Genomic DNA, 22,177 nt, shown 5'->3' on the forward strand with positions numbered 1-22,177 from the left:
ATTTTGAAAGATTGTTCAAACTAACACAAAAGATTTCACATTTTTGTCTCAACACTGAATATCCTGCAATAAAATATAAATGGAAACAAAAAAGCCGGAAGCCGCTTTGGCTGAATGTCCACTAAATGCTGGTGAGAAAAATGTGGATAAAGCATTACTCTCCAATCGAAGCCTATGGATTTTTCATTCAGAAAAAAGCTTTTCCTTTCCTTTAGGGGAGGTGAATCAGCTCCAGGTGGAATTAAGAAAAAAAATGGGTTGGGTATTTTTGGGCGGAATCCTTATGCCTTTGGCAATTGTCGCCTTCCTCACCCACACCATAAGCTCAGGCATTTCTTTACTTTTTGTGCTCGTCTTTGGCTTTCTCTGTTTTTATTATGGCTGGCGTGGCCAAATGATGCTGACCATTTATGGTAAAAATTACGAAAGACGATTCCCCCTATCCATCCCGCATAAGGAATTAATGACCTTTTGCAGCTGGCTCAATGGAAAGCTCCCTCAACTGAAGAAAAAAATAGTATTTTTCGAATATCCTGTTCAGCTCTGGCCACAGGCATTGGAAAACCAGGCACTTCATTTCCCCAGCCCTCAAGCGGCCTCTTTCCAGCCTCCACGCCAGCCTGGCTTGGATCAAATCCTGATTAAATTTCATTATGAGGGTCAGGAGGAAAGTATCCAATTGCAGCTACATCCTGCTGATCGCCAAATTATCGGAACCGTGCAAGGAATAATTCCCCTCCATAAAATTACAACCATCAACTTCTCAGGATCTTAACATTAAAGACGAAAAATTGCAGGAAATTAAGGACAGCCGCTCCGATAAAATCAAAAAAAATAGTATTTTTGCAGCTTGGAGTATGGAGTATGCCCGTATAAAAAATGGCGGTTCCATACAATTAGGGGAAACCTGAGAGGGAACTCCAATCAGTAATTAATGCACATGAAGGAGAAGGCAAAAAGTCCTGACAACTCTAATTACCAACCCATCGAGGGGGATCTTTCGCGTTGGCCAGTAGTAAAAATGGCCCGCAACAGAAAGGCTTTTGTCAAGGCAGTAGCAGATGAAAGCCTGGAAAGGCTATTGGAAAACAGACGTTCCAGTGCTGCTCTGATTGAAGAATTGGAAACTACGGTTTTTAAGGAACGACTAAGAATTAAACAAAATCCATGGGATGTTGACCCGGAGGATGACCGTAAATTCTGGAACAGTCTGCGCTCAGAACTGGGCGCCCTTTCCCATAAGCAATCTTCCGAGGAAGAAAAAATGGGACAATTGCGAGTGATGGTTCACAAAGTGGTCAGTCGCTATGCGGAAGAAATCGCTGGAAATTTTAAACCTTCTCATTACCGCCTGGCCCGTACGGTGGTAACTTTTGGATTAACCCGCCTGCTGAATGCGGCCAAGCTGCATAAGTTCACGGGTATTTTCAAAAATGACTACACCCTGGACGAGAAAATAAAAATTAAAGGGGCAGGAGATAAAATCCGAGCACTGGCGAAAAAGGGAACCATCATTTTGGTGCCTACGCATTTTTCCAATCTGGACTCCGTACTTTTAGGCTATGTCATTCACCGTTTAGGCCTTCCGCCATTTATTTATGGGGCGGGTCTGAATCTTTTCAATATTAAAATCTTCGCTTATTTTATGGATAGCCTTGGCGCCTATAAGGTAGACCGAAGAAAGAAAAACCAGATTTATCTGGAGGCGCTGAAAACGTATTCCTCCAAAGCGATTCGTGAGGGAGCGCATTCCCTGTTTTTCCCGGGCGGTACCCGTTCTCGCTCAGGAAAGATGGAGAAAAAGTTGAAATTGGGCTTATTGAGCACAGCCATTGAAGCACAACGCTACAATTTCACCAGTACTGACGAAAATAAAGACCGCAAGATTTATGTAGTCCCTTTGGTCATCAATTATAACTTCGTTTTAGAAGCTCCTGAGCTGATTGACCAGTACCTGAAGCTAAAAGGACAGGAACGCTATTATGTGGAGAATGATGAATATTCGGACTCCTACAAAATCCTTAAATTTTTAATCAAATTCTTTACCAGAGGCTCCTCTATCGCCGTTTCCCTTGGAGAACCTATGGATGTAGTGGGTAATCTGGTCAATGAAAAAGGCGAAAGCCTGGACAGCCGCAACAAAGTGGTTGATGTTCGCGACTATTTTGTCAAGAATGGCGAAATTAATATCGACCACCAGCGGGAGCACCAGTATACGCGTATGTTGGGGGATAAAATTTCCAAAGCTTATTACGATATCAACTGTGTGCAGGGAAGTAATCTGTCGGCATTTATTGCCTATCAGATGCTGAAGAAAAAGCATAGCCGAATAGATTTCTTTAATTTACTGAGGCTACCGGAGGAGGAACTGATCATTGATTACGAAGCCTTCAAACAGAATTTCGCCAAACTCCTGGAAACGATTAAGGCAATGCAAAAGCAGGGAAAAATTGAAGTTGCTGACCACCTGTTACGGGAGGACCTGGATTTGGATAAAATGATTGCCTCCGGCATTAGAAATGTTGGAATGTACCATTCCAAGCAGGCCCTGTATATAGCGAAAGACCAACAGAGAATACAATCGGAGGACATGAACCTGCTCTTCTATTACCACAATCGCCTGGATGGATACCATCTGGATGAACATATTACGATTTAACCTTAAGCGCCGAACACTATGAATGTTAACCAACATAAACCCGTTGGGGTAATCGGATCCGGAAGCTTTGGGCTTGCCGTGGCCAATCTGCTGGCTGAAAACAGTGAGGTATTGGTTTATGCACGTAAGGAGCAGGTAGCTCATGCGATTAATGTGGATCGCTTTTATAACAATCAGCAGATATCCGAAAGAATTTCCTGCATTACCGACTATGGAGAACTTGCCGATAGATGTGATGTGATTTTTCCGGTGGTACCTTCCATCTCCTTCCGGCAAATGATGAAAGATCTTTCTCCTCATTTGCGTCCCTACCATATGTTGATTCATGGCACCAAAGGCCTGGATCTCCCCAGCCATATTTTAGAGGACCTGGAGGCCGTCTATGAAGTAAGCCGGGAAAATGTAAAAACAATGAGCGAGGTGATCTCGGAAGAGTCTGTGGTGGTAAGAACCGGCTGCCTGGCAGGGCCTAATCTGGCCAGGGAATTAGCTGAAAAGCACCCGGCGGCTACTGTGGTGGCCAGCCATTTCGATGAGGTCATCAAGGAAGGACAACGACTGCTTCGCTCGGAGAGATTTCAGGTTTTTGGCTCCAAAGAGCTGATCGGTATTGAGCTTGCAGGTGTTTTAAAGAATATTTTAGCCATTGCTTCCGGTGCTATTTCGGGCCTGGGCTTTGGTGAAAATGCCCGCGGACTATTAATTAGTCGGGGCTTGGTAGAATTCATCTACCTAGGCAAAATGTTAGGTGGAAATACAGAAGCTTTCCTCGGGGTAGCGGGTATTGGGGACTTAGTCACGACTTGCACCTCGAAGCTTAGCCGTAATTATACGGTAGGTTACCGCCTTTCTCAGGGAGAAAAGCTCAAGGACATTGTGACTTCTATGGAAGAGGTTGCGGAAGGTGTGAAGACGGTCAGGATTATGAAAAAGCTTTGCGAACACTTTGGGGTTCGTGCTCCCATCACCGAAAGCATCTATCAGGTATTATACGAAGAGGAAACAGTGGATCACGCCTTAAGGCGATTAATGAAGATTCCTTTTCACAATGACATTGACTTTCTATAAAATTAGTCGGCATCTTTTCAGGTGCCGACTTTTTTTATGCTTAACAAAAACGATTCGATCAGACAATCGTTGAACTAAACATTGAATATTGTTATTTTAAGGAATAACAGCTATTTTTTTGGATATTTTAGCGCACCCGAACTTTTTGCGCGAAAGAACCTGTTTATTGACTAAGTCCTTTGTGTTTGAATGATACGCGACATATCGTTACCCCTACCATAACAGGCTTTTGGCTAAGTCTAACGCTACTTTTGTGCTTTTTTCTGACGAATACTTCAGTTTCCGCACAGGGCGGCTTGTGCTTTAATTGCCCCCGACATCCCGCTTTCCTCAATCCTGTGGATAGCGTAACCAAAGATTATCATTTTATCCCTAAAGAGGAGGTCTTAAGGCCGGAGGATGTCAACCGTCGGTTTTATTTAAACCTAAAAAATAAAATGAGTACCTCCTGGGTAGGCAAAAGCCTGGTAGATGCTTTTATCACCATCCCTCCTTCTAAGGAAATTGTCGAAGATGAAAACTCCACAGAGCGCTTCAAACAATTTGAGGGAAAGACCATCAACAGCATTAGCATTAAAAAGGTAGGCGTGTTTTTAGAAGATGTGGATGACACCACCAAAACGGCGCAGAATCCCTGGGTTCGAACCTATAATAAAACACATGTCAATACCGTAAACTGGAATATTAAAACCAACCTGATCATCAGAGCTGGCGATGACATCAATGCCAACACCATTGCGGACAATGAAAGGATCTTACGTAGTCTTCCCTATATCAGGGATGCACGCATTTATGTGCAGGAGGATCCGCTAAATCCGCAATTGGTAAATTTAATTGTGGTAACCCAGGACATCATGCCATTGGAAGTGGGTTTAGCTCCCAAGGGTTTTGATAGAGGCTCACTAATGCTTGGGCACCGAAACCTATTCGGCACCGGTCTGACCTTCCGGAACACCATTTACCTCGATCAAGTCCGGGTAGAGGACGAAACGACCGAGGAGGCCACCCAACAAGCACATTGGGGTTATGGCTTTCGATTAGGAATGCGAAATATTCGCCGAAGTTTTATTGACGTACAGCTGGATTATCGACAAACTTATCCTCAGGATATCATCGGACTCAATGCCTATCGGGGCTACCTTACCCCCGACCTCAATTGGGCAGGTGGGGCCACTGTGCAATATCAACGACTATTCGCAAGCGTTTATGAGCCCGACAGTGCATACTATACCGAATTTCGTTTCAAACATATTACACAGGACTATTGGGTGTCCAGAGCCCTTAAATTCCCCTGCAATGACCCTTCTAACCGGAAAAGAATAATTTTTTCTGCGCGCTATTTCCAAGATCAATTTTTAGAAAGGCCAACAGTAGCGCAGGATGAAAATTTCCCTTATCATAATCGGACCATGCTATTGGGAAATATTGGATATTCCAATCGGAATTATTATACGGACAAATTCTTGTATGAATTCGGAAGAAATGAGGATATCCCTTTCGGGATGAGCTTAGAACTTTTGGCAGGACGAGATTTTAGTGAATTTACTACCCGGGACTATCTGGGGTTTAAATATGCGCACGGGCGGCCGTTTCCGAAAATTGGATATTTGAGATGGGAACTTGCCGCAGGTCAATTCTTCGGTCCCGCCAACTATAATGAAGGGGTTTTTCGTACCGGAATGCAATATTTCAGTAAGTTACTGGGCCCGGATCAGTTAAGAATGAGGCAGTTTATAACAGTAAATTACGTGACAGGCTATAACAGGCGGGAAAACGAAAGAATAGTGTTGGACCAAAGGGATGTACGAGGATTTAGATCGGATAAAGTGGGAGATCAGGAACAATTCCTTATTCGGTTTGAATCCATCAAATTCACTGACTTTCAACCTTTAGGCTTTCGAATGGCTTTCTTCGCTTTTGCGGACATGGCCTTTATTTCGGAGCATAATTTCAGCCCCTTCGGAGGCTCTTTTTATGGTGCCTTTGGCGGAGGAATAAGAATGAGAAATGACCATTTCACCTTCAAAACCCTGCAGATCAGACTGGCTTATTACCCTAAAGCCCCTCAGGGACTTGCCCCCTTCAACATCATGATGGACAACAATATCTCTCAAAACTTCCTGGACTACAAAGTAGAAAAGCCCACTACCGTTCCCTTCAACGAATATTATGAAAGATAAAAAGGCCAGCAAAAATGCCAGCCTTTTTATTTTAGTCTAGATTATTTATGCTTAAATCCTCGTTTAGCAACAAAGGGGGAAATAGGAAGAAATTTTTCCTATTTCTGGCTTCCCCCAACCAAGCATATGAAAGAGGAGAAAATAAACTTAGCCAAATATGAGCCATTCGAATCAATAAAATCCCTTGGCTCCGCCCGCTCAATCTTGCGGTGAATCATTCGGCTTAGTTTTCATATGTTTTTAAATCCACCAGGCGAATGTCTACCCTTCGGGCCTGCTCCTTGCTCACCTGCTCATCCTGAATCACCCCATATCCTTTGGCTTTGATCCGTCTTCTCACCACCCCTTTGTGGTTAAAGAAATTCAACACCTCAATGGCCCGCTCATTGGATAATTTTTCATTTGTAGCCGCATCTCCATCCTGGCTGGCATGACCGGAAATCTCAATACCTAAATCCTCATACTTCATCAGGTCTTCCAGCAGTGACTGCAATTCCGGTTTGTATTTATCCTCCATCTCTGAAGAACCCACCTGGAAGAAAACCTGATGTTGCTTATTGAGTAAAGAGGCTTCAAAAGTAGACTGTAAAACTTTTGGCTGTGCCTTCTGCGCTTTTTGCTTTTTAGACTCTTCCGCTACCGAAAGCGTAGGCAAGGTGAAAATCTCCTGCCCATCAACCACCTTTCTTTCCAAATGCTCCGTAGTACTCTCATCAAAGAAATATCTTCTCTTGGCTACTTCCATCTTTTCCGTTTCCTGATCAAAGTTAATTAGGTCTACCGGTTTTACTTTAAAAGCTAAATCAAGTAAATAGTCCATCGCCACTTCATCCTCTGAAGCAACAATCAGGTCCATCATCTCATACATGTCCAGGCTGTCATTCTGCACCAACTGCGACTCTTTGAATAACTTCTGATCAATCATGGAATTCACTTCCTGCTCCACATCGTAGAACTTATTCTTCACACTCACTTCCTGACCAACCAAAACACCGAACTGCTTAATGCTTTTCAACTGGATCATTTGGTACAACTCATAGAAATAAGTCTGATTCGGGATATTCACATTGATGGTATATGGCATAAATCCCTCTGACTCGATAATCATATCATAATTCTGTCCCGGAGGCAAAATAATCAGGAAGTTACCGGTATTTGGATTAGGATCGTAAACAAAGTCTACCGATTCCTGCGTCTTGCGGTTGACCATCTTTATGGAGGTCTTAATCGGCTTCCCATCTTCCCCAACAATCTTACCTTTTAGCATCGTCAAAGGAATATTGGCTTCCTGTTCCGGCATATCGAAGTAGTAGATATCCTGAAGTCCCTGCCCTCCTTTTCGGTTGGAGGAAAAATAACCTTTGGATCCATCCGCGATCAAGGTAAAGTAGCTATCATCTGCCGGCGTATTAATAGGATAACCCATATTTTCTGGCTTTGTCCACTCTTTGCCTCTCAGTACCGATCTGAAAATATCATTCCCCCCCATGGTTTCATGTCCATCGGAGGTAAAAAACAAGGTAATATTATCCGGATGAATAAATGGCGCATCCTCATTGGCGGGGGAGTTAATCTTGGGACCTAAATTCTTAGGCTGCCCCCACTTTCCGTTTTGGCCTTTTTCCACCTTCCAAATATCCATTCCGCCATATCCTCCCGGACGATCTGAGGCGAAATAAATGGTTTTTCCATCCGAAGTAATAGAAAGCGTGGTTTCATGGAACCTGGAAGTATTCACCATATTCATGGCTTTGGGCTTAGTCCAGCCGGATTCAGTTCTTAGCACCTCGTAGATATCGCCAGTATTGGAAGCTCCTCCCATATAAATCAGCATTTGCTCACCATCTGGAGAAATTCCGGCAGTTCCCACATTAAAACGAGCATTGGTCTCAATTTCCACTTTCTCAGGATGTTTCCAATTGCCCATGCCATCCTTGGTAGTCATCATAATTTGCTCCACCATTTCACGCCCTTTTTCATCAGGATGCAAAACCGTATAAGCTATAATGGCCTCGTCTGCCGATACTACCGGATTATACTCTACGTGCTCAGAATTCACCTGGAAGCCAAAATCATGAACGGCTATTTTTCTCGGCTTTCCGATATATTTTTTTGCATTCTTCAGCGCCTTTTTAAAAGCTTGCACTTCTTGCACCGCTTTTGGATCTCGCCGATCCATGACTTGCTCATAAGCCGCCAATGCTTTTTCCGCTTGAGGAATCTGCTCATTGAGGTGGTACAATTTCGCCAAATTCAAATAAGTCCATTTTGGGAATCGACCGGCATCCAAATCCAAGGCTTTCTGCAAAGACTCAGCCCCTTTTACGCGTTGATTTACATCTGCCAGTGAAAAATAACTCATTCCCAGCCCATAAAATGTCTTTGGGTTTTCGGATCCTTTTTCCACTGCCTGCTGATAAATGCCTATCGCCTCTTCATATTGCCTGGTGCGAAACAGCTTTTCCGCCTTTGACTCCAATGAACTAACCGACTGCGCCATCGCTCCTCCGGCCATTATTGCCCAAGCGAAAAGCAGTAAGAAACACTGTTTTGGTTGAAGCATATTGCTATAAAGTTTTGTTGGGTTACTAATTTATTGTTTTACCGTCTCTTCCTGAATTGCTCTGATACGATAAAGCAAGGGCGGATGAGAGTAATGTAAGGCTACAAAATAAGGATGAGGATTCAATCCGCTCAAACTTTTTGTAGATATTTTCTTTAAGGCCTCAATTAATGCAGAACCTGAAGCGGTGGAAGCGGCATAAGCATCCGCCTCATATTCATTCTTTCGGCTCAACAAATTGGCAAAAAATCCAAGAATCAGATTCAAAGGAGAGAAAAGCAGTCCAAAAACTAATAAATTGATGCCAATCGAATATCCACTTCCTCCCATGGCCTCAGTAAATAGCGGATTTGTAACCATCCAACTGAATAAAAACACCATTAAGCCCATTTGCATTGCACCAATGATGAAGCCCTGATAAATATGCCCCTTTTTAAAGTGCCCCACTTCATGGGCAAATACGCCCACAATTTCCTCCTCTTCCAACTCTTCGATTAAAGTATCAAAAAGTACTAAGCGCTTAAACTTCCCTAGCCCGGCGAAAAAAGCATTGGCCTTTGTACTGCGTTTTGAGCCATCCATCACGAAAATGTTTTGCAAAGGAAAATCCACAGAGGCAGAATAACGCTCAATGGAAGAACGCAGCACTCCGGCTTCCAGAGGAGTAAATTTATTGAAAAGCGGCATGATCACTGTCGGATAAAGGATATTCATTAAGAATAAAAATCCCACCAAAATCAACCAAAAGACATACCAGTAAGAGGTGCCGTAATTCTCCAAAAAAGCGACCAATCCGGCCAATAAACCACCAGACAATAGTCCCCCTAAGGCATAGCCTTTCGCTTTATCCAACCAAAAGGTTTTGGGCGTCATCTTATTAAAGCCATATTTTTGCTCAATGGTAAAAGTACCATACCAATCAAAAGGCAGCGAGATAACATCTGATATGATCGTGATCGCTGCAAAAAATCCCAGCGTAATGAAAATCGTGGAATCGGTATACTGCCCTATCCAATGTTCTAAACTACCCAAGGCGCCTGAAAAAATCACCACAAGTGTCAGGACCAGGGAAACTAATCCGGACCAATTCCCTAATTTTTTTAGTTCATCATGATAATTCAGAGACTTTAATCTTTCCTCCGGAGAGTACAAACCATCTAATTCAGGAGGCACCACCCCTCTTTCATGCCGGTCATTTAACATTGACAGCCATTTGTCTATCAAAAAGTTAAACCCTAAAACGCCTACTACTATCCACTTTATCGTTATGGCATCCATAAAAAATTCCCTACTAAATCTTGATTATTGCTGCAAAATAGGGAATAATCCCCACTAAGAAAAAAATAGTGCAATGCCCCGCTAAAAACTTGGGCAAGGGATTTGGCGAATATGCTTGGCAGGCTTTCGGTGATCTCCAAGAAAAATGGTGTAGGTTACGGAAACCTCATGCGCCCCACCGGAACGCCCTCCAAGACCGGAAATCGTAAAATCATAGCTGTAACCGAAATTGAATCCGTTCCATTCAAATCCCACCAATGCCACCATGGAATCACTATTGTTGTGATCACCGGTGGTTTGCACTGGAATACCTCTATACCAAAGCCCCACCACCAAAGGATCAAACTGACCGTATAGTCCTAAATCCAATTGGTCGAATTTGCCCTGAAGCTTATACTGAAAGGTAGGAATAATGGCGAATTCCCGGGCGGAATAGCCTCTTCCCGCTTTCTTTTGGATCAGGAATTTATAACCGCCATGTACACTAAATTTCATTGGAAGCTGATCTTCCGAACCCTCTATATTGGATAAATTAGGTTGTAGTAAATGATAAGCACTCAGCCCTATCCATAGCTCCTTGGAATACAAAACACCTCCAAGACCTAAATCCATAAAACCCTGATTTACCCCTTCTAAGCCTGGATCTATTCCCTGACCCGGAGGGAGGACCTCCCCGGTATCCGGATCTATCTGACTACCGAATATAAGATTTGAATAATTAGCATTTTGAGAGGTGTATGAAATTTGAGCTCCCGGGCGGAAGGTTAATTTTTTAGAAATGGGCAACTGATAAGCGTAATTTAAGCCAATCATATTGGAGCTTACCGAGCCCAAACCAATACGATCTCCCAATGCAATTAAACCAATACCGCTGTTGTAATCATCAATATAATGATCCACATAAGCACTGTAGGTCACAAATGAACCCGGCAATGAAGGCCACTGATTCCGGTAATTCAAACCGAAGCGGGTCATCTGGGTATTCCCGGTAAAACCGGGATTTAAATATAGTGGAGCAGCATAAAACTGACTGAACTGAGGATCCTGAGCACGGGCTTCCTGCACCGCAAAAGTCAGTCCTAAGGTCATCAGAATTAAAAATTGAAGATGCTTACAACGCATAGTCATAGGTTTGATGGGGCTAATTGTATTTACGGTTGAACTACAATGATAACCAAAGTTGAAAGAAGATTCCTTCAAAAAAAACACTTTATCGCTATAATTTAAGGCCAATTGCCCAAAAATAGCATTATTCCGAATAGAAATCACATTTTTTCTATAACACTTGGCCCATTTTTTACACTTTAAGCGGCATTGTTTGTACCTTAGGGCGATAAGTGACGTTACTAAAAAAAACATAATCTCAGACTACACCCATGAAGATCCGCCTTTATTTACTGATTTTAGCCTGTTTTTTTATTTCCCCCTATTCCGTTTTTGGGCAGGGACAAACAGAAAGAAACTGGTTTACTGCCAATCTACAATGGGACTTTTCCAAGGAAGGCCGATTCCCGGAGTCTCCTGTTGCCATCACCAATCTTGACCCTCAGGGCAATACCGCTGTAGCCACTGATGGCTTCACCGGAGACTGGCACTTTTATACCGATGGGCAAAACTTCTACCGCAAAGATGCCGCGGGCAACCTCATTACGGATAACTTGCCGGTGAAAGCCACCCCGACCTATAATCAAAGAGTGGCGGCAGCTCCTGCAGACGGATCCATCGGAGCGGATTATTTATTCTGGGTAAACAATAACGGAGACCTTCATCAATATCGGGTAACGATTGATAATGACGGACTGGCCGGCCCAGCTGTGGCAGAAGGCAATCCGCTGGCCTTTCAAATTGCTCCTGCCATGCGGGTGATCCATCAAATGACACAGGGGAATGTAGTCCTGCGCCTACTGGTTCAGGATGCCACGACCCGAGAATTAGTCCTTCTGGACATCACCAATGGTTTATCCGAAATTGTCAGAACTGATGCTTATGGGGCTACTTTCCAAAATTTTGAATGGACCCCGCCTTATATTTCTCTGGAACAGGATCCTTTTGATCCCAATAACCAAATTCAGGTATTGAACCCGGGAAAAGTGGCCTTAACCCCAAATGGCATCAACAATTTAATGTTTGCCAACTTTTGGTTTGACCCAGCCAACGGTCCGCTTATTGAAAAAAATGATCGGGAAGTTTTCAACCAATCTGCGGCTACCTTTTACGATACTGAATGGGTCAATGACACTACTCTTCTCATTTCTGCCGACAATGCCATTTTAAAATTTGATTATAGAGGCAATACCGCCAATGGCAATTACCCTAACATTTTGGCCAACAAAGGAGCCACCTCAGTAAAGGGAATTCAAATGGCGCCGGATGGTTTTATTTATTTCCTGCAGGCTAATAATAATGTGGGGCGGATAAGACCTACCATTGCCGGGGAAATTGTGGATCGATGGGTGAGCTTGACCTCCGAATTTGGAAATGGAAGTGTAGCCCAATTGAATGCGGATCAATTCCCTGTATTTGCCCCTCCAAGGGTGGAAGATATAAATGTAAGCAATGTACCTACCCAGGAAATTATCTGCGACCAGCAGAATAACCAATTCCACCCAAGCGTCACCCGAAACGGCGTCGAAATAGCGGCAGATGCCTATTTTTGGGATTTGGGAGAAGGACCGGTGGCTTCGGTTATCCCTACCATCAATCCGCAATCCGCACCGGGAGGGAGCATCAACATAGCCGCGGAAGTGGGTGGGGTCACCTATTTTGGATCAGGAACATTTAATGCGGCACAAAACCAATTGGACCCTAACAGTATCATCAAAGATACTCCAACGGATTTATCCTCCCAACAAGGAGGCGGTGGTGGCGGTGGCTTACCCGGTGGTGGCGGAACCGGAGGCGGTGGAGCCGGCAACCAGGTGGGAAATCGTTATGTACAGGACACTTTAATGTGTGCGCCACCTTTTGTAGGCTGGGCCAATGATGCGACCGTTGCGGCCCGTTTTTGGTATAACCGCAGTCAGGAACCTTCTGACACCATTACTGATCCTGGAAATTATTGGGTAAAAGCCTACGATAATGGGGGTTGTAATGTCAGAGCGTCAGTACAGGTCAGAATGGTGCTGGAAGAAGATGGTGGCGGCTACCTGCTGGACACCACCCAACAGTCCACAATTGGGCAATGGTACTTCGGCACTCAGCCCGGGCTGGATTTTAACACTGACCTCTATGGCGATAATATTCCCCAGCCCATTGAACCTATCGGCCTGGATGACCTTAATGCCATGGACGATGTAGAGACCGTTTATGATGAAAGAGGTCGTGCTTTCTTCGTGACGAATGGAGATGGCCTTTGGATTGCAGACACCAGTGGGGTTAATTTCACCCGCGTGCAGGGAGTCGCTTTAGGTGGAGATGCCGAGCCGGGTTCTGCCGTTGCGGTAATCCAATTGGTAGAAGATGAAACCAAATACTATGTTTTCAGTACCCGTCAAAAAGCAGGAGGAGCTCCCGGAGAATATGAAGTTCGCTATTCCTTGATCGATGTGGCGGCCCTGGATCTGAATAATGGCATTATCACCATTACTGCTATTGCTCAGGATGTGCTCCTGATGGAAAGTGCCATGGGTCGATTGATCAGTAATCAGGGTTATCTAGTTGCCCATGAATACGGCAATAATAACTGGAAAGCTTTTCCGGTGACCGCACAGGGCTTGGGCAATCCGGTGATCAGTTCCACCGGCAGAGTTTATGATGAAAACGTAATCTTCAACTATGGAGAAATTGGCACTTTCGATGTACCGGATGTCGGTCTGGTATCAAAAGTAGCGGTCGCCATAAAAGACCTCAATAGTGGCTTAAACTATCTGGATGTTTATGACCTCAACCCCAATCCTGACACTTATGATTCTGCTGCTTTAGCTTCCGGCGGCACTCCGGCCTTTATTCCGGATGTGGATGTAGACAAATTATACAATCCCATCCAAATTCCATTAGGAGACGATAACCTGGAACCTTATGGTGTGGAATTCAATGGGAATTTTGTCATGGTTTCATTACAGGGGAATAACAACTCCAAGGTATTTGCAGCGGACTTAAGGTACCAGATATATGAAGACAATGGAGAGGATTTAAAACCGGAAAGTACGCAATTAGGAGAAATATCCACCACCAGTACCGGAGGTGGGGGATTTTGGGAGAAATTTCTGCGGCCCCTAACAATTCCATCTATATCGCAAACCAGGGAAGCAACACCCTAAAAGAAATTACCGGTATCGGGAACACCGAAAGTGGTGGGTTGAATCTACAAGTAGGAGATTCACAGTTTTCTTTAACTTCCACCAGCCAATTGGGGCTACCAAGTTTTGTCCTTCAGGCAGGACAGGGAAGCGGAGGAGATCCTTCTTTGGAAGCGGAGGATGTTTGCCTGGGAGATAGTGCCGTTTTTAACCTCAATATGGGAGAGTATTACACCTCCGCGGGTAACTTTACCCTTTTATGGGAATTTGGCGACGGCAACACCCAGCGTCAGGACACCACCACAGAGGCTACCCACTTATATGCAGAAGCCGACACCTATATTTATAAAGTAGATTGGAAAAACCATTGTAGCGCAGCCCCTTTCAGCTTCAATCCGGTGTTAACCGATACGATCACCGTAAACCCTGCTATTCCAGACGATCAATGGGGCGTATCCGATGGGGAAAAAGTCTGTCAGGACACTGAACTGACGGCCTTCACCGGAGATGCCACCGGCTATACCATCACCTGGACCAACCGTGGAACCGTGGTGCATGAAGGCAATGTCATTCAGGTGGATACGGAAAATCCGGTTTTCCATAATGAGTTTTTCTTAATCCAGGTAGAAGATCCTAATGGTTGTTTGGCAGAAAGAGAAGTACTACTGACCACCCCACTGGTGGATGCCGGATTCCCGGATAGCACCTATTGTCAAAACACCGAAGACGTTATTCTGAGCTCAGGTGCTTCCAGCCTGTTATCTTACCAATGGGCGGTGGAGAACGCCCCAACCAATTCGCCGGCCTACAGCCCGGGCACCAATACTTTCCCGGTAGAAACCGACACCCCCGGAGACTTTGTCTATTATATGCAGGTGCAGGACCCGGATGACGCGACCTGTTTTGTGGAGATTTCCGCAGACATCAAAGTGGTGGGAGTTATTGACGGCCCTACCCTACCATTATCTGCTGCTTGTGGCGCTACCACTGCCATTAAATTTGAAAACAACAAGGGCATTGAGTTTGACCGATTGACCTTTAATTGGAATTCACCAGATGTGGTGGCCACCGGAGACTTTGAATATGAAGCGGAACCGGGAGCTTATAATGTGAACGTCATTGATAATTTGTATAAATGCGAAGTGAATTTCAATGTTCCCATTGAGGCGACAGATTTTAAACCAGACTACGACACCGAAATTTTTGACAAATGCAATACAGGCAGTAATTTTGGAATCATTCGCATTTCAAATCCGGATGCAGGTTTACAGTTCACCCTGATCAGAGAGGAAGATGGGACTGAAATCACCCCAAATGGACTTGACTTCAACAATATTACCCCCGGTAATTACACCCTACAAATTGAGCAAAATGGCGGTGGGTGTGAAACCTCGGAGGCCCTGGTTTTCGAAGAAAACAGCACGGAATTCAGCCTTTCTACCGACAATTTAATGGCCTGTCTGGATGGAACGCCTAACATTACATTAAGTCCTATTGGAGGCGGAACCATTGACCAATTGGACATTGAATATTATACCGCCAACGGATCCATATTGGAAAGACAAGAGGATGTCAACATCAATAGTATTATCGTCGACAATGAAGAAGCGGCCTCGGCTACATTCTTCGCCACTACCGGCGTTTGTACCTTTGAAAAAACCATTCCTATTAATGTTGCTTCCGCTCCGGAAGACTTCGAAATTGATCAAAGTGGGGATCGCTGTGATGGGGAAGTCACCGTTTTCGTGGTCGACGCTGACTTGGCCTTTGATTACAATTGGGCCATCACCTCTGCTGGGGTAAGCACGACCAACAATGGCCCCAATTATCTGGCCACCAAAAGTAGCAACTTTGTGATAACGGTAACAGATAAACAAACCCAATGTCAAAGCACTCTGGCAGATGAAGTAGAAGTGGCCAAACAAATTGGAATTGCCCTCACCGGCGAAACCATTTGCGAAGGCACTGAATCTCCGATTAATATCGCCAGCACTACTGCTCCTGATTTTACCGAAGACTTGTTATACCAATGGTACCAGGGAAGCCTGGAAGACAACAATGTACTGCCCGATGCTGGCGCAACCCTTTCCTACGGTGGAGCAGACAGTGTTATATTTGTGGTGGCAACGGCTCAGCTTAGCGGATGTCAGGATACGGCCAGTTTCAACATACAACCACTTCCGGCTACCATTATAAACCCAAATGTTTTGGGAGTGAATCCGGCCTATTGCTTTTTCGATGAAGATCAGATTCCGGAAGATTCCGTGATTTATCCCGGGCAGTTTCTTAGCTATGAATGGGTGAATTTGGATCAGGATATTTTCCTTTCAGATGAGTCCGCTTTGGAGCTTTCTGATGATGAAGCACTGATCGGTACCATAAAAGGTACCTTTAATAATGCTTTCAATTGCCCAGCAGAGATGATCTTCAATATTATAAATCAATGTAAGCCCACAGTGGTATTCCCCAATGCCTTTGCCCCCAGAGGAAGCTTCAATGGCAATAGGGCTGAAAGAGGAAACATCTTCTCGGTAGAATATGCCCAGAACCTGGATCCTAACCGATTCATCATTGAAATTTATAACCGTTGGGGAGAGAAGATCTTCCAAACGGAGGATTATGAAACGTTCAAAGACGAAGGTTGGGATGGTACGGATAGAGGCGGTCGTGAAATGCCTGCCGGAGCTTATTCCTACGTTGCCCGATTTGGCAGCATTACCGAAAATTCCCCTATTGAAGAGGTACGCGGAAGTGTGCTGCTCATCCGATAATCACTTTCATAAATCCGGACATTAGGATTTTCAATAAAAATAGAAAGCGAAGGAAGATTAAACTTTTCCTTCGCTTTTTTATTTTTGTCCAAAGAACAGACATTAATATGATCGCAATTATTTCACCTGCAAAATCTCAGGATTTTTCTATAGACATCAGGACCGAAGCTTTTAGTCAACCCACTTTTTTGAACGAGTCCAAAAAACTCATTTCTTCTTTAAAGAAATATAAAAAAGAGGATCTAAAATCTTTGATGGAGATTAGTGATAATCTGGCAGAATTGAATTACGACCGTTATCGTAATTTCCACCTGCCTTTCACTTCGGAAAATGCCCGTCAGGCATTACTGGCCTTCAAAGGAGATGTTTATACCGGAATTGACGCGCATAACCTTTCAGATGAAGATTTAATATTTGCACAGGATCATTTAAGAATTCTTTCAGGACTTTATGGATATTTACTCCCTCTGGATCTTATCCAACCCTATCGACTGGAGATGAAAATCAAATTACCCACCAAGGGAAATGACAACTTGTATCAGTTCTGGGACGATCGCATCACCAAAGCATTAAATGCGGATTTAGAGCAGGAAGAAAATCCGGTATTGATCAATCTGGCTTCTAATGAGTATTTCAAATCCATTCAGAAAAAAGTGGTAAAGGGCCAAATCATTACCCCGATTTTTAAAGAAAAAAAGGGAGACAGCTATAAAACTATTGCGCTATTTGCCAAAAAAGCCCGCGGACAGATGGTTCGGTTTATGATTACCCACCGCATTCAAAATCCGGAAGATTTGAAAGCCTTTGATCAGGATGGCTATCAATTTAATGAAGCACTTTCCAAAGGAAATGACTGGGTATTTACCCGAGGATAAAAAAAAAGCCTGAGCTCCAACTCAGGCTTTTTTTACTTACTCAATGATCAAATTGACCTTATTAATGGTTTTAGGCTTAAGCTTTTCGATATAATCAGCTCCCCAATAGTTACTTGCTTCTCCTTTTTCAGCTCGAACCCAATACTTTTTTACATTCAATTTTTTAAAGGCAACCCTCCCCTTCTCATCAGTAGTTTGTGTTTCCTGAACAGGATTTTCATTCTTATCATAATCCTTTTCATTCGCATAAAGCGTCACGGAAGCGCCTTTCACCGGATTTCCATTTTTGTCCAATACCGTTATCTTAACTTGAGTGCTTACGATTTGAGCAAAAACTGCTACAGACACCATAAAAAGAGCAAAAAATGCCACCAACTTTTTCATCTAAAAATCAAATAAAGGTTAATAATAGTAATTGACCGCAATAAAATGATCAAATTTATTTGTAACAACCTTTATGTCAATAAATATACCAGCTTTATATTTTATCCTTTTCTTCCTTTAAAACTTCCTCCACATTTTTCTTAAAAAACACCCGCTGTATCCAACGAGGAAGAAATACAGCGCCCAAAAATAAGTAAGGGTAATAAGACAACAATCTCCAAAGTAAGCTGATACCGAAGGTATACTCGCCTAAAAGCGATTGAAAAAACTGCTGAAAAAAGAACTCCGCCGTTCCGCTACTTCCCGGGTTGGGGAAATCAGCATAACAATCCACATGATCAGCTGCTTTCCGAAGGTTAAAAGATGCTGCCCCCAGGACAAATCCACATAAGCCGCCATTACAGAATTCAGCATCAAATAGCGGGCAACCCAAACGAAAATAGTCGCACAAATAATCTTCAACCAATAATCAAGGGGCTTCCCTCTGAGTTCCTGAGAAGCAATAATCATTTCATCACCCTGCTGGTTCGCTTTAATTCGAAAACGCCTTAACCAGCGAAGGGTCGTCATTTTTAATAAAAACCACTTAAAACCACGGGGATGAAAGAGTAAAGCCCAGGACATCACCAGGGTGTATAAAGCTATCAAGCTGTAGGAAAGCCAAAAGAAAAAAGGCAATCCCCGATCAAAAATATTATCCGGAATACCACTGAAAACATCTCCCTGACTTAACCATAGCACCAATGGGGCAAACAATACAAAGAATAAATTATCGAGAATGGCGGTCAGCATTACAAAAGCCAGCGCCCGGCCAAAGGGAATCCCTTCTTTCATCAAAATAAAGACTGCCACTGCCGTTCCTCCCACCACAGAGGGAGTGACCGCGGAAGAAAATTCCCAAAGAATAATCACATAAAAGGAGGATTTCCAGCTCAGTCTTTCCCCGGTGAGTGTTCGGATGCGGTAGATATAGCCCGCGTCACGGGAAATAATCACCAAAAAGGCGATGAGCAATGGAAATAAACGGGCAGGCTGAAAAAGAATCCCTAGGTTTTCCCAAGAAACCTGATCATCACTCATAAATAACAATACCGCAATGGCCAGTCCTAAAATGATCGGAATCCAGACATTTCTTGGATTCAGGGTTGAAAAAATCTTTCTGTTGGAAATATCCATATTTGATTAAGCCGATTCAATCCAAAAGTTATTGAAACCCTCTCCCAACACCAATTTCAATTCCTGCCATTGCGCCAATTCCAGGATGGCCAAAAAAGTAAAAATCAGACCTACCCGATCCCCTACTTCCTCTACCAAAGTCCCAAAGTCCATTTGCGATCTGGATTTTAATTTTTCCAATAGCCAAATCTTCTGATCTGCGATAGTGTATTCATAGGGAACAATTTCATGAACGGGCTGATGCGCTGCTTTTTCTGCTCTGTTGAGCACCTGTTGGTAAACTTTAAGCAGCTTATACATATCCAGATTGTGCATTTCCATTTCTGTAGAATAGGCCGCTTGCATTTGTAATATTTCCCGTTGCAGATTGCCCCTTTTTTCTTTACCTAATTCCGCCTCCTCTAGTTGTCGAAAATCCTCTAAAACCGATTTATATTTTTTGTACTCCAACAAATGCTGCATCAACTCCTCCCGTGGGTCAATTTCCTGCCCTTCCTCATCCAATTCCGGACGAGGCAAAAGCATTTTGGCCTTAATTCGCATTAAGGTGGCCGCCACCACCATAAACTCAGATGCCAACTCTACATCCAACTCTTTCATTTCCCGGATATAGGCCAGAAAGTCTGACGTCACCTTCGCAATAGGAATATCATTGACGTCCAACTCATCGCGCTGGATAAAGAAAAGCAGAAGATCAAAGGGACCTTCAAAAAGCGGCAGTTTTATTTCAAATGACAAAATCCAAACAGTTAAGGGCAAAGCATCAATCTATTTAATTGTGGCACTTCAAAATTATTATTTTTATCGGGATCTGCCATCATGAAATTTGAAAACAGTCCATTTCAACAAATATTTATTGATTCTGTTAGATACTTCGTATAAAAATTGGACCGATGATCCGAACGTTTCAAAAGATTCTTCAAGGATTTATAGGTTGAATTTAGTACATTCTAAAAAACATAGCTTATTTTTGCACATTCGAGCCCACAAGTTTTAGTGGCTTGGAATATGGATTGTTCTGCGAGTCAGATCATGAAAAACAAATTGATTATGCTGATAGAGCCCGGTAAATTACTGAAGAATATAAATTGTCCTGAGGACCTTAAAAAACTGAACACAAAAGAATTGCACCAGCTTCGCGATGAGTTGAGACAATTCATTATTGATAATGTATCAGTTTACGGTGGGCATTTTGGTGCGAGTTTGGGAACTGTGGAGTTGACAACGGCTTTGCACTATGTCTTTGACACTCCTAAGGATCAGTTGGTATGGGATGTTGGACATCAAGCATATGGCCACAAGATACTAACCGGAAGAAGAGATCAATTTCACACCAACCGTGTTTATGGCGGTATTTCAGGTTTTCCAAAGCGTAAAGAAAGTGAATTTGACACTTTTGGCGTAGGTCACAGCTCCACTTCCATCTCTGCTGCTTTGGGAATGGCGGTGGCCAATAATGAGTTCAAAGACGATCGCCACCACATTGCCGTAATTGGCGATGGGGCGATGACTGGCGGAATGGCCTTTGAGGCAATGAATCATGCCGGAGATTTGCAAGACACCAATTTGCTGATTATCCTGAATGATAATAATATGTCCATTGACCCGAACGTTGGGGCGCTGAAAGACTATCTCACCGACATTACCACTTCCAAAACTTACAATAAAATTAAGGATGAGGTTTGGGATCTTCTGGGAAGGTGTCCAAATTTGGTCCTAATGCACAAGAGATTGCCTCCAAGATTGAAAATAGCACCAAAGCTTTTTTCATGCAGCATAGCAATCTTTTTGAATCCTTTAATTTGCGCTATTTTGGTCCGGTAGACGGCCATGATCTGGATCATCTGGTGAGCGTTATGCGCGACCTTAAATCCATTAAAGGCCCCAAATTATTGCATGTGCTCACCACGAAAGGGAAAGGCTATGCACCTGCGGAAAAGGATCAAACCAAGTGGCATGCACCCGGAACTTTTGATAAGGTTACCGGAGAGATTCAAAAAAAGCCGATCTTAAGTCCACAGCCGCCAAAATACCAAGAGGTTTTTGGTCATACCATCGTGGAACTAGCGAAACAAAATGATAAAATCATGGGAGTAACTCCTGCGATGCCTTCAGGCTGTTCGCTTAATATCATGATGAAGGCCATGCCAGAGCGTGCCTTTGATGTCGGCATTGCCGAACAACATGCGGTAACTTTCTCTGCCGGCCTTGCCACCCAGGGAGCCGTTCCGTTTTGTAATATTTACTCCACCTTTATGCAGCGAGCCTATGATCAGGTGATTCATGATGTCTGTATTCAGGACTTGCATGTGATCTTCTGTTTGGACCGTGCCGGATTTGCCGGAGCAGACGGCCCCACCCACCATGGGGCTTATGATTTGGCCTATATGCGTTGCATCCCGAATTTGGTGGTGATGGCTCCTATGAATGAGCAGGAATTGCGCAATATGATGTTTACCGCTCAATTGGAGAAAAATGCGCGTCCATTTTCTATTCGATATCCGAGAGGAAAAGGAGTGATGCCTGAATGGAAAACCCCATTGGAAGAAATTCAAATTGGCCAGGGCCGAAAAGTGAAAGAGGGGGAAGATATCGCTATTCTAACGATTGGAACGGTTGGAAACTATGCGCTAACGGCTGCAGAAGCGGTTGCGAAAGACGCCAATGTTGCGGTCTATGATATGCGATTTGTAAAGCCCCTGGATGAGGCCATGTTGCATGAGGTATTCCGCAAATTTGATAAAGTGATCACGGTAGAGGATGGATGCTTAATGGGCGGATTTGGTTCTGCCGTATTGGAATTCATGGTGGATCATCAATATACTTCAAAACTTAAAAGATTGGGCATTCCGGACGCCATCGTCGAGCATGGTACCCAATTAGAGCTGCATCAGGAATGCGGATTCGATCCGGAAGGAATAAAAAATACTATTATCGAAATGCTTGCACCCTCCAATAAAACAGTAAACGTGCAGGCCTGAAATC

General features: G+C 43.7%; 13 protein-coding genes and 1 pseudogene. 8 read left to right on the plus strand and 6 right to left on the minus strand.

The features are described 5' to 3' along the window. Positions 1 to 79 precede the first annotated feature (79 nt). The 4 genes from NG22_RS08425 (at position 80) to NG22_RS08440 (ending at position 5,907) form a co-directional block, all read left to right on the plus strand. Positions 80 to 775: a hypothetical protein gene (locus NG22_RS08425; RefSeq protein ID WP_053405341.1), complete on the plus strand. Its 696-nt coding sequence runs from the start codon at positions 80 to 82 to the stop codon at positions 773 to 775. A 165-nt stretch (positions 776 to 940) separates the two neighbouring features. Continuing rightward, positions 941 to 2,659, plus strand: coding sequence for a 1-acyl-sn-glycerol-3-phosphate acyltransferase (locus tag NG22_RS08430; protein ID WP_053405342.1), 1,719 nt, complete (start codon positions 941 to 943; stop codon positions 2,657 to 2,659). 18 nt (positions 2,660 to 2,677) lie between these two features. Then, positions 2,678 to 3,727: an NAD(P)H-dependent glycerol-3-phosphate dehydrogenase gene (locus NG22_RS08435; RefSeq protein WP_053405343.1), complete on the plus strand. Its 1,050-nt coding sequence runs from the start codon at positions 2,678 to 2,680 to the stop codon at positions 3,725 to 3,727. A 437-nt stretch (positions 3,728 to 4,164) separates the two neighbouring features. Beyond that, on the plus strand, positions 4,165 to 5,907 hold the full coding sequence (locus NG22_RS08440; protein ID WP_157600937.1) for a hypothetical protein: 1,743 nt from the start codon (positions 4,165 to 4,167) through the stop codon (positions 5,905 to 5,907). A 223-nt stretch (positions 5,908 to 6,130) separates the two neighbouring features. On the opposite strand, the gene NG22_RS08445 is transcribed toward NG22_RS08440, so the two are convergent. The 3 genes from NG22_RS08445 to NG22_RS08455 form a co-directional block, all read right to left on the minus strand. Then, positions 6,131 to 8,470, minus strand: coding sequence for an OmpA family protein (locus NG22_RS08445; protein WP_072159054.1), 2,340 nt, complete (start codon positions 8,468 to 8,470; stop codon positions 6,131 to 6,133). A gap of 30 nt (positions 8,471 to 8,500) precedes the next feature. Continuing rightward, on the minus strand, positions 8,501 to 9,748 hold the full coding sequence (locus tag NG22_RS08450) for a M48 family metallopeptidase (RefSeq protein ID WP_072159055.1): 1,248 nt from the start codon (positions 9,746 to 9,748) through the stop codon (positions 8,501 to 8,503). Positions 9,749 to 9,829: 81 nt separating this feature from the next. Beyond that, positions 9,830 to 10,870 carry a type IX secretion system membrane protein PorP/SprF gene (locus NG22_RS08455; protein ID WP_072159231.1) on the minus strand — a complete coding sequence of 347 codons (1,041 nt, stop codon included), beginning with the start codon at positions 10,868 to 10,870 and terminating at the stop codon, positions 9,830 to 9,832. A 254-nt stretch (positions 10,871 to 11,124) separates the two neighbouring features. On the opposite strand from NG22_RS08455, the gene NG22_RS08460 reads away from it, so the two are divergent. The 3 genes from NG22_RS08460 to yaaA all read left to right on the plus strand — a co-directional run bounded on the left by NG22_RS08460 (position 11,125) and on the right by yaaA (position 17,632). Then, on the plus strand, positions 11,125 to 14,007 hold the full coding sequence (locus tag NG22_RS08460; RefSeq protein WP_053405348.1) for a hypothetical protein: 2,883 nt from the start codon (positions 11,125 to 11,127) through the stop codon (positions 14,005 to 14,007). After that, positions 13,941 to 16,757, plus strand: a complete 2,817-nt coding sequence (locus NG22_RS08465) for a gliding motility-associated C-terminal domain-containing protein (RefSeq protein ID WP_053405349.1) — start codon at positions 13,941 to 13,943, stop codon at positions 16,755 to 16,757. Before NG22_RS08460 ends, NG22_RS08465 begins: the two co-directional genes overlap by 67 nt. Before the next feature lie 107 nt (positions 16,758 to 16,864). Continuing rightward, positions 16,865 to 17,632, plus strand: coding sequence for a peroxide stress protein YaaA (gene yaaA / locus NG22_RS08470; protein ID WP_053405350.1), 768 nt, complete (start codon positions 16,865 to 16,867; stop codon positions 17,630 to 17,632). Positions 17,633 to 17,668: 36 nt separating this feature from the next. On the opposite strand, the gene NG22_RS08475 is transcribed toward yaaA, so the two are convergent. The 3 genes from NG22_RS08475 to NG22_RS08485 form a co-directional block, all read right to left on the minus strand. Then, complete coding sequence (locus NG22_RS08475) at positions 17,669 to 18,016, minus strand: carboxypeptidase-like regulatory domain-containing protein (RefSeq protein WP_053405351.1); 348 nt, start codon at positions 18,014 to 18,016, stop codon at positions 17,669 to 17,671. Positions 18,017 to 18,265: 249 nt separating this feature from the next. Beyond that, on the minus strand, positions 18,266 to 19,192 hold the full coding sequence (locus tag NG22_RS08480) for a YbhN family protein (protein WP_367379228.1): 927 nt from the start codon (positions 19,190 to 19,192) through the stop codon (positions 18,266 to 18,268). A 6-nt stretch (positions 19,193 to 19,198) separates the two neighbouring features. After that, entirely contained in the window at positions 19,199 to 19,930 is a 732-nt protein-coding gene (locus NG22_RS08485) for a ScpA family protein (protein ID WP_053406910.1), read from the minus strand. A gap of 312 nt (positions 19,931 to 20,242) precedes the next feature. On the opposite strand from NG22_RS08485, the pseudogene dxs reads away from it, so the two are divergent. Further along, positions 20,243 to 22,173 (plus strand): annotated as a pseudogene (gene dxs, locus NG22_RS08490) (1-deoxy-D-xylulose-5-phosphate synthase). Positions 22,174 to 22,177 lie beyond the last annotated feature (4 nt).

It is taken from the genome of Persicobacter sp. CCB-QB2, from assembly GCF_001274635.1.
Taxonomy (GTDB): domain Bacteria; phylum Bacteroidota; class Bacteroidia; order Cytophagales; family Cyclobacteriaceae; genus Persicobacter; species Persicobacter diffluens.

What these genes read in the sequence shown, in the direction of transcription:
- NG22_RS08425 (WP_053405341.1), top strand. Translation starts at nt 80, where the DNA reads ATGGAAACAAAAAAGCCGGAAGCCGCTTTGGCTGAATGTCCACTAAAT.
- NG22_RS08430 (WP_053405342.1), top strand. Translation starts at nt 941, where the DNA reads ATGAAGGAGAAGGCAAAAAGTCCTGACAACTCTAATTACCAACCCATC.
- NG22_RS08435 (WP_053405343.1), top strand. Translation starts at nt 2,678, where the DNA reads ATGAATGTTAACCAACATAAACCCGTTGGGGTAATCGGATCCGGAAGC.
- NG22_RS08440 (WP_157600937.1), top strand. Translation starts at nt 4,165, where the DNA reads ATGAGTACCTCCTGGGTAGGCAAAAGCCTGGTAGATGCTTTTATCACC.
- NG22_RS08445 (WP_072159054.1), bottom strand. Translation starts at nt 8,470, where the DNA reads ATGCTTCAACCAAAACAGTGTTTCTTACTGCTTTTCGCTTGGGCAATA.
- NG22_RS08450 (WP_072159055.1), bottom strand. Translation starts at nt 9,748, where the DNA reads ATGGATGCCATAACGATAAAGTGGATAGTAGTAGGCGTTTTAGGGTTT.
- NG22_RS08455 (WP_072159231.1), bottom strand. Translation starts at nt 10,870, where the DNA reads ATGCGTTGTAAGCATCTTCAATTTTTAATTCTGATGACCTTAGGACTG.
- NG22_RS08460 (WP_053405348.1), top strand. Translation starts at nt 11,125, where the DNA reads ATGAAGATCCGCCTTTATTTACTGATTTTAGCCTGTTTTTTTATTTCC.
- yaaA (WP_053405350.1), top strand. Translation starts at nt 16,865, where the DNA reads ATGATCGCAATTATTTCACCTGCAAAATCTCAGGATTTTTCTATAGAC.
- NG22_RS08475 (WP_053405351.1), bottom strand. Translation starts at nt 18,016, where the DNA reads ATGAAAAAGTTGGTGGCATTTTTTGCTCTTTTTATGGTGTCTGTAGCA.
- NG22_RS08480 (WP_367379228.1), bottom strand. Translation starts at nt 19,192, where the DNA reads ATGGATATTTCCAACAGAAAGATTTTTTCAACCCTGAATCCAAGAAAT.